We start from the raw sequence: 12,602 nt of genomic DNA on the forward strand, positions 1-12,602 counted from the left end.
ATTATATCACAAAGAGATAAGTATGTATATTCTTGTAGTTTTTTTTATTGTGTTTCTTTTATTTACGGCTTTCTCGTTCACTCTTCCGGGGAGACGGTTTTTGGATTTAATCCGTTTTTTTACCGAAGGGAAAGACAGGGGATTTTTATTTTCTAATCTCTTATTGTTGTGGCGGACAGCCAATTATGTAGGTCTTGAAGATAAAACCCGTCTTTTTTGGTCGGTTGCTGCCTTAGATGAATGCATACGCTTTATTGCCCGTCAGGTTGAAAATAAGCTGGATGCCGATGTTTCTCAAAAAATGCAAATTTTACTTAACAAACTCTATGATTACCGCACAAAAATTGAATTGGAAGAAGTTCAAAAAAAACGAAGAATTGAATCGACTCATGAAATTTATATCGGCCAAATTTGTATTATCTTTGTGCCGCGAGAAACAACCGTTTACGGCAAACTTATGGCAAATACAAAGAATGAGCTTGTGTTTGCCCTCTTTGATGCATCTGCAGAAAGAGCCGAAAAAGTTAATTGGCAAAATAAGGCTGTAAGGGTTTATTTTTGGAAACAAAATGATGCAGGATATGTCTTTAGTTCTGAAGCCGTCAAGGCAAAAAAAATAGAGGACCGAATAGAAATTTATATTAAGCATTCAAAAAAAATTGTTCGTACACAAAAAAGAAAATCGGTTAGAGCTTCATGTGATATTGAAGGCTTGATGTTTCCTCTTAGGGCTGGAGATCCTTATAACTCCGATTATGAAATTCAGGGCGGAGTAAAATCAAACATAAAGGACATATCGGAAGACGGAGCCATGTTTTTTGTAAAAGGCAAGGCTGCAAAGGGTATCAGAATGAAGCTGCAATTTAAACTAAAAAATACCGAGATTGTAATGTGCGGTAAGATTGTCCGTTTCGTTTATGACCAACCCTTAAATAAATCGCGAGTACATTTTCAATGTGAATTTTTAGACCAAAAAATGAAAAATGTTATTTTATCCTATATATATAATATAGCGACTACCGATGATAACACCGAATTTATAAACAATATTTTAAAAGAAGAAAATAATGATCATTCAGTGGCAGACCAAAAAATAAAAGATAACGATTTTTTGCAAGACGGCTTAACTGACGGTCAAATGCTCTATGATTTTGCAGAAAGTAAGGGGTCTGTATGAAAAGAATAGCTTTTGTTTTAGTTTTTATCTTTTGTGTTTTTTCTATTTTTGCTGTAGACCAAGATGAGCTTTTAAATTTGCGTAAAGATTTTATTTCTGCAGGGATAGATGTGAAGGCCGTTATTTTGCGTTCACTTTCACAGTCAGAGGATAAAAGCTTAATTCCCATATATCAAGATGCGGTGGAATATGTTAAAACCTCTTATGCAATATTACAAAATGATGACAGGTTGTTAAATATAGGTATAATTGCCGTAACCAAGCTTGGAGAGCTAAACGAATTAAAGGCCTCTGCAAGTATCCGCTACTTGTTTTCTACGGTTGAAAATGAAGATTTTCAAATAGCCTGCTTAAAAAGTCTAAGCAAATTGGTTCAAAAAGATTCCGCCTTTACGGATTATCTGAATTCTCTTTATGATTCAGGTTTATCCGATTTACTTTCAGGCAAGGCGTCTAACGTTAATCTTCTAAGAGTCTACGCCGAAGCTCTCGGGAATTTTGCAGATCCTTCTTCTTTTGACGTCTTGATTAAAACCTTATTTTATCCTGTAAACGATGGTTTAAAGGATACGGTAAAAACTGCATTAAATAATATTTCTTTTAATTATTTTGATGAAATTCTTGCTAAAACAATGCAAAAAAACATACAATATATATGGACACTGTATTTATTGGCAAAAGAAAATAAGCGTATTGAGGGCCCTGAGCTTGGCAGGATTAGTGAGCTTGTAATTGATTACGGTCTTAAAAATCTAAAAGGAGCGGATCTTGAGAGTTCTGAAAACTTGATTGAAGAGACTTTACCTGTTTTATCTGCATTGAAGTGGAGTAAGGCTTCTTCGCAGGTAAACAAATTTTTTTACTATGCTCAGGGTTTGCGTAAAACAAGCCCGCGGGGCGATGAATTGCTTATTAAGATAATCGATTGTATGGGAAATTTAGGTACAATCGAGTGTTCTCAAAATTTGTCGATATTTTTAGGTGTGTTAAATTCGGAAACCGAAAAAACAAAGCAATACAGTGAGCCATTAGTGCTCAGTGTAATTACGGCTTTGAGAAAGCTTGGGGATAAAACCGCATTTGACTATCTATTGTATGTTGAATACTTAAATTATTCTGAAACGGTTAAACAAGCTTCTCGAAATGCCATAGAGGAGTTAAAGTGGTAAATGAAAACAAATTAACACGTAATAAGTTTTTTGTATTAAAACCGATTGTAGTTTCAGCTTGTGCCGCTGTTTTATCTTTTTATTTTTTTTGTGCAATAGGAAATTATTTTAATAAATTTTTGATAATTTCTATTTTTATTTTAAGTTTTATAATCGGTTTTATATTTAGAAAAAAGAAGTTCTTTTTTATCTTTGCAGGGCTTTTTATAGGAAGCCTTGCAGTATTGCGTTTATTTTTTATCTATGCGGAGCCTTTTTCCCTTGCCGAATTAAATAAGGTTAAAAGTATTCAAGCCGAGCTTACGGGAGAAGCTTATCCTGCAGGTGAAAAATACTATGCTGCAAATGCTAAACTTATTTCTTTTTCGTATAATAATGGGGCCAAATTTTCTGCAAAGGGAAATATAAAAATATTTTTTCCTTCGGATATGGTCTTACAAAATAATGCTTACGGAATTTCGGTCTACAAGACGGCCTACAAGGCCGCCGATTCGGCGCCCTATAAGACCGGTTCAAGAAAAGAAGCTTTAGCCAATTTTTCCAAGGGCGTAATATTTGAAGCTTCGGGCCGTTTCGGAGCAAAGAAAAACGCTATGAGCCCCTTGGCCTTTTTTGGAGATAAATCCGTTCCCGAATTTTTAGGTTGGAGATCGGCCGTTTTAAGATTCAGGGCTTTTTTACGGTTTTATCTTATGCGTTTGTTGGCTGGGTGGGGGAGTGCCGGTGCCTTGCTTTTAGCCCTCCTTTCTGCAAACAGGGATTTTTTGATTCTTCCTGTTTCGGAAGCTTTTAGAAATGCAGGGCTTGCTCACGTTTTGGCCCTTTCGGGGATGCATGTTTCTTTGGTAAGCTTAACCGCCTTGCAGATGGGTTCTATATTCGGGAAAAAAAGCCTCGCGATAAAGTTTTCACTAGTTTCTATTATCTTCTTTGTTTGGTTTGCAGGAGCTGCCCCCTCTCTTAATCGTGCCCTCGGCATGATGATTTTAATTATTATAGGCAAGTCCTTGGGGCTCCAGCCTCCTATGATTTCGGTTTTATGTACAATGCTTATTTTTCATATTGCCGTAAAGCCTGATGATGCCCTAAGTCTCGGCTTTATGCTTTCTTACGGTGCCTTGGCCGGAATTCTTATCTTTGGAAGTGCCGTATTCGATATCTTAAACGGAAAAATACCTCCTAAAATATTGGGAAGTTTTTCGGCTTCAATAGGTGCGCAAACCTTTACCGCTCCTATAGTAATAAGCAAAATAGGAGTCTTAGCGCCTATAGGTATAATTGCTTCTATCATTGTAAGCCCTCTGATATCTGCCTTTTTAATTTTAGGCCTTGGGGCAATTTTTATTTCTCTTTTATTTCCGTTTACGGGCTTTATTTTTTCTTACTTTTTAAATGCTTTTTATGATTTGATATTTTTTATTATTCGAACTTTTGCCCTTTTTCCGCTGATGACGGCAGATACTTTTTTTGCCGGTTTAACTTTTGCAATACTTCCCTTTACGGCCGGCTTAATTTGTGTGTTTTATGCCGATAGAAAGCTAAAAAAGATGGAGAACCTTTTAAAATGAAAGTTTTAATGCGGTATGCTTCAAGTGAGCTCAACGTAAAAAGCTCAAGATTTTTAGCGGAAATTTTTCCTATAAATTCGGCCGCCGAAGCCAGAGAACTTTTAAAAAGCCAAAAGGGAAAATACGAAGATGCCCGCCATGTAGTCCATGCCTTTATTGCAGGCGAAAACGGAGAGGTTTTAGGCTGTTCCGATGACGGAGAACCTTCGGGAACTGCCGGCCGGCCGGCTCTTGCAGTGCTCAAGGGTTCAGGAATCACAAACATAATGCTTACAATTACACGCTGGTTCGGCGGCACCCTTTTGGGAACAGGCGGTTTGGTAAAAGCTTACTCGGATTCTGCAAAACTTGTTCTTCAAGAAGCTTCAACCGAAGAGCTTATCAAAAAAGAGCCTTTTCAATTTGAATGCTCTTATTCCGAATGGGAAAATTTAAAACGCAGTCTTGATGAATTTTCGGTTGAAATGTTACAAGCCGATTACAGCGAAAAGGTAAGGGTAAACGGTCAAATTCCTTTAGAAAAAAAAGCACCCTTTGAAGCCTTTATTGAAAATGCTTCAAAGGGCGGTATAAGTTTAGTCTTTCCAATGTATGACAGGTTTTGAGAATTTGCAAATATGCCATATAAATTCTATTTGGAACAGATAATTCTTACAATCGAAAATACTGCTATACAAGGCCATAATTTTTTAGAATCCAATTTTGAATTATTCACCTCAAATAGTTTATATTTATCTTTAGTAAATTCTGCATAAATTATTCCGTCTGAACTAACAATATGGAATACCTGATCTTTTGATTTAACCATCTGAATAAACGAACTCATATTATCTTTCATTGTCGCTACGGTATACATGCTTGTTAACAGTACATAAAATTCAACGTTTTCAACAGAAAAAGTTGCAAGCTTAACCGGTAATTCCGACTCATGTACGGATTTTTCCCAAATCGCTTGCGAACCGGATATATTGAATTTTTCAAATTTATAGATAGGCGGGAGATTTTGAATATCAACTTTTCGGATATTTTCAATTCCATAGTTTCCTTTCTTTTGCCGATAGTTAATTTGAATATCGTAAAAAATATCGTTAAACCAGATTTTTCCTGTCCATTTCATGAGGTCTACTTCATTTGGATAAAGAGGATCAAAGCCTAACCTAAAGTCTTCTTTTCCATTCAAAATAATATCATTAGAATCAGCAACGGCTGACTTTTTAAATTCAATAATATTTCCGAAATATTTTGTTTCAAATGCTGTAGTATCGGTTCCATAATACTTTACTGTTATACATGATGAAAAAATAAATATTCCTAAAGATAAAAATATAATACCGTGTTTAGTTTTCATTAGCTAAAACTCCTCAACGTTAATCAAAATAGGCTGCTTTTCGTTCCTAAATCGAGATTATTTAATTGAGTAAATGAGTATTTATTCCTATAAGGTAACAATAAACGGACAAATTCCTTTAGAAAAAAAAGCACCCTTTGAAGCCTTTATTGAAAATGCTTCAAAGGGCGGTATAAGTTTAGTCTTTCCAGCCTATACTTAAAGATAGTGTTGAAACTGAAGCCGCCGTATTTATTGCGTCTTCAATGCCGGGTGATTGGTTGGTAAGCGTAGGAGAATTGGCTTCCGCTTCTGCAAGAGTTGCGACTGATGCCGGTAAAACTTCATTAGCCTTGATATTTTGAGCCGGAGTTACCATCCCTGTATCGCTTATAATAACAGAGTCGCCGATATTTACCCTTGTTTCAATTCCATCATTGTTTACATACGACCATATTCCGCTTGTTCCGATTAAAAGACCGTCAGAACCGATCTCTCCCGATGTTCCGCGAACGGAAGCTGTTGCAACAGGTGTTTTTACCTTAAACTCAACCTTTTTTGTTGAAGCCGGTTTTACATCGGCCTTTACGGAACCTACATTTAAGTAAACTTCCGAAGAAACGGTTTCATTCTTTTCGGCGATTTCTTCGATTGTAAGCCTTGTCATAGGTTTAACCGTAATAACGGAACCGTCAATCTTTAAAGTCAGTTCGGATTTAAACCCTGTCGAAATCATAAGTCCCGATGTTATTTTGTTTCCAGCCCTTGCAGGAATCCATTTTCCGCCTTGCTTTATTTCAGCCTTTCCCTTGACTGCAACAACCTCACCGCTAATAGCCAAAAGCGGAGTTAACATAAAGCAAACCAAACTAATAATAAGAAATACCTTTTTCATCTTTTTCTCCTATAAAAACTTTTTGCAGGAAATATCAATTTCCGAAAAAAGTTTTTTCAAGCGGTTTGTAAACAAACCGCATACAACCACATGATGTTTTGTGCTTTGCACAAAACTCGAAGATAAACAGAGAGGCAGAATTCCTGCCGAGCTGTTTATCATATCTCCTATAAAAATCTTAGAACGAAATGATGCCCTTTAATTTGAACACTGCATCAAACTTACCGTTTTTTCCCACAAACATACCTAGATCGGTACTAATGGATATATCTTGAAGTATTGTATAATTGGCAGACACATTCCACTCAAAACCGGCAAAATTGCTTCTACCCTTAGGTTGAGTTGCTGCATAAGCCATAATAGCTGCTTCCGTACTTAAAAACAAATTTTTTACAGGTTTTATGCTGCCATCTAAACTTATTTTCAATAAATCCGTAGGCTCCATAAAGTTAACCTTTGACATAGTTGAAAGCGTAAAAGATTTAAAGCTCATCTTGCCGCCTGAAAATAATTGCATTTTTAAACCTAGTTTTGAATCGTATTTTTCAAAATAGTAGTCCAGTTCTCCTTTTAAAAAAAAGCCTGTTTGCGGTTTTCTTTTGTCCCGTGTTAAAATGGATGTTGATACTGATGCAAGGTAAAAAAGTCTATTAACTATCGGACCGTTTACCGATATTGAGGCATAATTATTTGTTGTCTTCGGATTTTCCGTTGCCATGAACGAGTTCAAATCAAAGTCAATGGCATGACGCAATGATTGAAAAGGAACGTGAAACAAAGCAGACATATGAACAAAAGACGGTGCAAGATTGTAAATTTTTGTTTGCTTCTTTAATATTGATGTTATACCTGCTGCATTGATAGGATTTACATAGGAGTTTAAAAGCCCTGTGTATCCTAGGTTAAAATATGTTGAAAAATTAGTTTTATTGTATGCTATATATACACCATCAATGTTTTGATTTAAAATTACAGCAGTTATATCGGAGATATTGTACCTGCCGGCGTCAATGGTCAAACTGTCATTACCTATGGGGACTAGGAATGAGAATTTAAGCATATCCAAATTAACAATATGATCTAAATCCAACTTTCCATCAGGTTTTATAGGCTTTTTTAAATTGAACAAATATGAAGACTGAATAGCAAAATTATAATTCCCTTCTTTATCGAGATTTTGTTTAGCCCAAAGAGACAGACTATCGAAATGAGATAAGTTTGTTTTGTTTTTACCAAGGTCAATGCCGAGACCCGTTTTAAGCATTCCGCCTCCTTCAAAGGCTGAAAGGTTTAATGCAATAATTAAAAACAAAAATATAAACAATTTTACTTTTTTCATTATCTATCCTCCTTACTTGTCCTCTTTAGGCATTATTTTGGCCAATAGATTGATTGCGGTAAACGGCGTAATATGTGAAGACGGAACCGTTTTATGGGGAATCAGCTTCATTGTTTTAAGCTGTCTAAAAGCGTAGTGCGGATTTTTTGCAATTCCATACCATAAGCCATGCTCTATCGAAGAATACTGCAAAGCCAAATTAGAAAATTCGTCAAATCTAATAGGCTCATCATGCTTTTTATTTTCGAACATTTTAAGCCCCTTAAATTTATTAAAGGCCGTTTCATAGGAGCTCTTATCATCGACTTCTCCGGTAGAAGTACCTACAAGATAGCATGCCTGTCCTATTGTTAAGGTCTTTGATGCTAAAATCTCATCCACCTTTTCTGCCGATTGAGCAAAAAGAATTGCTCCAATACCTAAATATATAAGAATTGTTGATATTCTTTTCATACAGCCTCCCTTATTTATTACAGTTTTACTTATATATAAGTATATCACAAAAAATAAAAAACAACAATCGGAATATAAAAAAAATGAAATTATTTTCTTCTTGAAATTTTATTTTTTTTGTTGTATGGTGATTATAAGGCGGGAGGGATTATGGCAGCGGGAAAACAGCTGATTAAAGAAAACAGTGCCTATATAGATATTTTGCCGGAATGGGCACAGGAGCTTTCCAGAAAATATTGCTCAAAAACGGCAAACCTTTACTTTGTGCATGGAAATATAAGGGATTTTTTACCCCATCAAATAACCGAATACGGGCATAACTTCTTGTTCGTAAAAATAAGAGACTATATTTCCGAAGTTTTGTTTGGAAATCAGGACATAATAGTGTATTACGATAAGTCCGGAGGCGTTTCTTTTTGTACTTCCGATATGGAAAGAGCCTATCTTGAGACAATGCATATGACTTATCCTGATGTACCTCCCGAAAACTTTTTATCCCGCGATCCTGAGGAGGCTTTTTCTTACCTTGAAAGGTATTTTGTTCTAAATTTCGGCAAGAATTTGAGGATTGTTCTTATCGTAGATTATGCCGAAACCATAATTCCTGCCGATGAGATCGGAAATTTGGATGAAACCGATAGGTACTGCCTTGTTACCCTAAACAGATGGTCCCATGAGCCTTCTTTTACTCGGGAAGATATCTCGATAATAATGCTTACCGAAAACCTGACAGACCTAAACCCCCGTCTTACAGCTTCTCCTTCTACAATAAAGGTGCGTATTCCTCTGCCTGATGCAGCCGTAAGGGTTAATTTTTTAGAACATTTACGACGGACTGAAGAAATCCTTTTAGCTGAGCGGGGCTTGAGTCCTGAAAGAATGGGCGCTTTAACCTCCGGTTTAAACCTATTAAATCTTTACCAGCTTGTAGGAGAGTCTTATCAGGACGACAAGCCTATAAGTTTGGATTATTTGGCAACAAAGAAGAGGGAGATTATCGAAAATGAAGCCGGAGGCCTCTTGGAATTTATAGATACGGATTATGACCTCTCCCTTGTTTCGGGTCATGATTTTGTAAAAAAGCGCTTTAAAATTGCGGCTAAGGCTTTAAAGGCCGCCCGAACCGATGTTCTTCCCATGGGATATCTTATCTCCGGCCCAATAGGCACGGGAAAGACCTTTATAGTGTCGGCCTTTGCCGGCGAAATAGGCATTCCTATGGTGCGTTTACGCAATTTCCGCTCTCAATGGCAGGGGGCTACCGAATCGAATCTTGAAAAGGTGCTGAATATTTTGAGGGCTATGTCGCCTGTGGCTGTGATGATAGATGAGGCCGATGTTGTGCTCGGAAACCGCACTGCTAACGATATATCCGGTACTTCGAGCAGGGTTTTTGCTCAAATAGCAAATTTTATGGGAAACACGGCTTACAGGGGAAAGATAATCTGGTTTTTGATTACCTGCCGCCCCGACCTGATTCCCGTCGACTTAAAAAGGCAGGGCAGGGCTGAAGAACATCTGGCTCTTTTTTACCCCGAAACCGATGCCGAAAGGCTCGACCTTTTTGAAACCCTTCAAAGAAAGCTCCGCATCAAGCTCCATGATGTAAATTTAAATTCGATAATAAAAAAGATTAAATTCGATGTATCCGGTGCTGATATAGAAGCCATACTTGTGCGTGCTAAGATGAACGCCACTGTAGAAGGCAGGGCAATGGTTATACAAAAAGACTTGGAAGAAACTATAGCCGATTTTATTCCGCCTTCTTATCCTTATGAGATAGAGCTGCAAAATTTAGTTGCAGCAATCGAGTGCACAAGCAAGGAGATGGTTCCGAAAAAATACCAATCCATGCAGCGCTCTGCCATGTCTTCGGAAATTTTCGAAATAAAACAGCTTTTAGGAGAAAAATAATTTAATATCGGCTTGACACGCTATATATAGTGTGTTATCCTGTAGTGTATAATTAGATACGCTATTTTTGGGAGGGAGGGATGCCGGCTTTTAGGCATCCTGTAAGTAAAATATGAGATGTCCGCATTGCGGAAACTGCGATGATAAGGTTATGGAATCAAGAACTCTGGCTCAAGGGGATTGTATCCGAAGGAGACGGGAGTGTCTTGCCTGCGGTTACCGCTTTACAAGTTATGAGCATATTGAAGAAAAACCTTTTATGGTTATCAAAAAAGACGGCCGCAGGGAGCCCTTTGACCGAAAAAAGCTTGAAAAAGGTATTGAACGAGCTCTTGAAAAGCGGCCTGTTTCCTTAAACAGTATAGAAAATATTGTTACTGAAATTGAAGATCAAGCTGTTTTAAATTCCGGTCTTAACAAAGAAATAGAAACTACTGTTTTAGGCGAAATGGTTCTATCTCATTTGTATTCAATAGACAAGGTGGCATATATCCGCTTTGCCTCCGTTTATAAACAATTCAGCAACTTGGATGAATTTGTAAACGAGGTAAAAAAAGTAAGAAAATAAATGATGTAAATAAATTGGGAGGTATTAAAAGTTATGGAGGAAAAAACTACAAATCAAACGGTTTTTCCTGAATGGAAGTCCTTTTTAGGGACAATGGAGAAGGCAAAGCCTGAAATTTTGCGCTCGGTAGTAAAACGTTCGGGAGAAATTGAGGCGTATAATCGAAAAAAAATAGAACAGGCAATCAATAAGGCTATAACCGCAGTTGAAGGCAGCCCAAATGATGAAAAAGCTGTGTTTTTAACGGACAAGGTCGAAGAAAAGCTTAAAAATATTATGGCATCCCGTTATGCTCATTCTATTCCGGCAATAGAAGAGATTCAGGACGTTGTAGAGCTTGTTTTAATTGAACAGCAGGAAGCCCGTCTCGCAAAGGCCTATATCCTTTACAGGGCAAAGAGGGAGGCCGTACGGGATGCGGAAAGCCTCATGCTGAATATAAACAGCACCATGGACGGATATTTAAGTCAATCCGACTGGCGCGTAAAAGAAAATGCCAACGTAAACTTTTCTTTAGGCGGTCTTATTCTCCATAACTCAGGTACTATTACGGCAAACTATTGGCTTAAAAATATTTATACACCTGCCATTGCCGAAGCCCATATAACTGCAGCCTTTCATATTCATGACCTTTCAATGTTTTCAGGCTACTGTGCAGGCTGGTCCCTTAGGCAGCTTATCCATGAGGGCTTAGGCGGGGTTCCCGATAAGATTACCTCAAAGCCTCCCAAGCATTTATCGACACTTATTCAGCAGATAGTCAACTTTTTAGGCATTATGCAGAACGAGTGGGCTGGAGCTCAAGCCTTCAGCTCCTTTGACACATATTTGGCTCCCTTTGTAAAAAAAGATAAGATGAGTGAAGCCAACGTAAAACAGTGCCTTCAAAGCTTTGTTTACGGTGTAAACACTCCCAGCCGCTGGGGTTCTCAGGCTCCATTTACGAATATAACCTTGGACTGGGTATGTCCGCCCGACCTTGCAAACCAAAAGGCTGTTGTCGGGGGCGAAACACAGGATTTTACATACGGTGACTGTCAAAAAGAAATGGATATGATAAATAAGCTCTTTATTGAACTTATGCTTGAAGGAGATGCCGCAGGACGAGGTTTCCAATATCCAATTCCCACTTACAATATAACCTCCGATTTTGACTGGTCAAGTCCGAATGCAAAACTGCTTTTTGAGATGACTGCCCGATACGGTACGCCCTATTTTCAAAACTTTATAAATTCCGACCTAAATCCCGGGGATGTGCGTTCCATGTGCTGCCGTCTTCAACTCGATAAAAGGGAATTGCGTAAAAGAGGAGGCGGACTTTTCGGCTCCGATGAGTTTACAGGATCCATAGGGGTAGTTACGATAAATATGCCTCAAATCGGGTACCTGTCAAAAACCGAAAAGGACTACTTTGACCGCTTGGACTACCTCATGGACATCGCAAAGCAAAGCCTTGAGATAAAGCGGAAGGTAATCGAAAAGCTACTGGAGGGAGGCCTTTTCCCGTATACAAAAAGGTATTTACATCATCTAAACAATCACTTTTCGACTATAGGAATTTGCGGTATGAACGAGTCCTGCCTAAACTTTTTGGGTGAAGATATTGTAAGCCCGAGGGGAAAGGCCTTTGCCGAAAAGGTCTTAACCTATATGAGAAACCGCCTTGCAGACTTCCAAGAAGAAACGGGCAGCTTATTCAATCTTGAAGCAACCCCGGCTGAAAGTACTTCTTACAGACTGGCTCGCCACGATAAAAATCAGTTCCCCGATATAATAAGTTCGGGAGATGCCGAGCCTTATTACACCAACTCAAGCCAGCTTCCCGTTGCCTATACTACCGATGTTTTTGAAGCCTTGGATCATCAAGAAAGTTTACAGCGTAAGTATACGGGAGGCACGGTTTTTCACATATTCTTGGGTGAATCTATCAAGGATTGGGAATCTTGCAGGGATTTGGTTAAGGCTGTTGCAAACAATTACCGTATTCCCTATTTTTCGATTTCGCCGACATTTTCGATATGTCCTGTTCACGGCTATCTTGAGGGCGAACATTTTGAGTGCCCTTATTGCAAGCGAGAAAAACAGGCAAAACTTGAACTGAAACTGGCCGAGCTTGAAAAAGAAAAGGCCGAGGTCTTGAGTGTTTCTTCTAAGATTTAAATTTTTTAGAAGTAATGGTAAAAATAGATTCT

At 38.0% G+C, this 12,602-nt stretch carries 11 protein-coding genes and 1 pseudogene; 8 read left to right on the forward strand and 4 right to left on the reverse strand.

Annotation, left to right across the window (positions count from 1 at the left end):
- The first annotated feature begins 22 nt into the window (after window positions 1-22).
- From TDE_RS06310 to TDE_RS06325, 4 genes are read left to right on the forward strand one after another with little or no spacing between them, the layout of a single operon-like run.
- Window positions 23-1,177, forward strand: coding sequence for a PilZ domain-containing protein (locus TDE_RS06310; RefSeq protein WP_002678853.1), 1,155 nt, complete (start codon window positions 23-25; stop codon window positions 1,175-1,177).
- Window positions 1,174-2,346 (forward strand): hypothetical protein, encoded by a 1,173-nt coding sequence (locus TDE_RS06315; protein ID WP_002678862.1) that lies wholly within the window; start codon window positions 1,174-1,176, stop codon window positions 2,344-2,346. The genes TDE_RS06310 and TDE_RS06315 overlap by 4 nt, the downstream gene beginning before the upstream one ends.
- On the forward strand, window positions 2,340-3,914 hold the full coding sequence (locus TDE_RS06320; RefSeq protein WP_010956948.1) for a ComEC/Rec2 family competence protein: 1,575 nt from the start codon (window positions 2,340-2,342) through the stop codon (window positions 3,912-3,914). Before TDE_RS06315 ends, TDE_RS06320 begins: the two co-directional genes overlap by 7 nt.
- On the forward strand, window positions 3,911-4,519 hold the full coding sequence (locus TDE_RS06325) for a YigZ family protein (RefSeq protein WP_002678865.1): 609 nt from the start codon (window positions 3,911-3,913) through the stop codon (window positions 4,517-4,519). Before TDE_RS06320 ends, TDE_RS06325 begins: the two co-directional genes overlap by 4 nt.
- Window positions 4,520-4,545: 26 nt before the next feature.
- Here TDE_RS06325 and TDE_RS06330 read toward each other — a convergent pair whose 3' ends face one another.
- A complete protein-coding gene (locus tag TDE_RS06330; protein WP_002678867.1) occupies window positions 4,546-5,262 on the reverse strand; it encodes a hypothetical protein in 717 nt (238 codons plus the stop codon).
- A gap of 82 nt (window positions 5,263-5,344) precedes the next feature.
- On the opposite strand from TDE_RS06330, the pseudogene TDE_RS13370 reads away from it, so the two are divergent.
- Window positions 5,345-5,464, forward strand: a pseudogene (locus TDE_RS13370) (YigZ family protein); the annotation flags it as partial.
- On the opposite strand, the gene TDE_RS06340 reads toward TDE_RS13370, so the two are convergent.
- The 3 genes from TDE_RS06340 to TDE_RS06350 form a co-directional block, all read right to left on the reverse strand.
- On the reverse strand, window positions 5,441-6,136 hold the full coding sequence (locus tag TDE_RS06340) for a FecR family protein (protein ID WP_002678868.1): 696 nt from the start codon (window positions 6,134-6,136) through the stop codon (window positions 5,441-5,443). The pseudogene TDE_RS13370 and the gene TDE_RS06340 sit on opposite strands and share 24 nt — an antisense overlap.
- Window positions 6,137-6,314: 178 nt before the next feature.
- A complete protein-coding gene (locus TDE_RS06345) occupies window positions 6,315-7,475 on the reverse strand; it encodes a hypothetical protein (RefSeq protein WP_002678869.1) in 1,161 nt (386 codons plus the stop codon).
- A 12-nt stretch (window positions 7,476-7,487) separates the two neighbouring features.
- Entirely contained in the window at window positions 7,488-7,928 is a 441-nt protein-coding gene (locus TDE_RS06350; protein WP_002668656.1) for a hypothetical protein, read from the reverse strand.
- Window positions 7,929-8,078: 150 nt separating this feature from the next.
- On the opposite strand from TDE_RS06350, the gene TDE_RS06355 reads away from it, so the two are divergent.
- From TDE_RS06355 to TDE_RS06365, 3 genes are all read left to right on the forward strand, one after another.
- Window positions 8,079-9,842 carry an ATP-binding protein gene (locus TDE_RS06355; RefSeq protein WP_002668661.1) on the forward strand — a complete coding sequence of 588 codons (1,764 nt, stop codon included), beginning with the start codon at window positions 8,079-8,081 and terminating at the stop codon, window positions 9,840-9,842.
- A 112-nt stretch (window positions 9,843-9,954) separates the two neighbouring features.
- Complete coding sequence (gene nrdR / locus TDE_RS06360) at window positions 9,955-10,410, forward strand: transcriptional regulator NrdR (protein ID WP_002678882.1); 456 nt, start codon at window positions 9,955-9,957, stop codon at window positions 10,408-10,410.
- 33 nt (window positions 10,411-10,443) lie between these two features.
- Window positions 10,444-12,570: a ribonucleoside triphosphate reductase gene (locus TDE_RS06365; protein WP_002678883.1), complete on the forward strand. Its 2,127-nt coding sequence runs from the start codon at window positions 10,444-10,446 to the stop codon at window positions 12,568-12,570.
- The last annotated feature ends 32 nt before the right edge of the window (window positions 12,571-12,602 follow it).

The organism is Treponema denticola ATCC 35405, from assembly GCF_000008185.1.
Taxonomy (GTDB): domain Bacteria; phylum Spirochaetota; class Spirochaetia; order Treponematales; family Treponemataceae; genus Treponema_B; species Treponema_B denticola.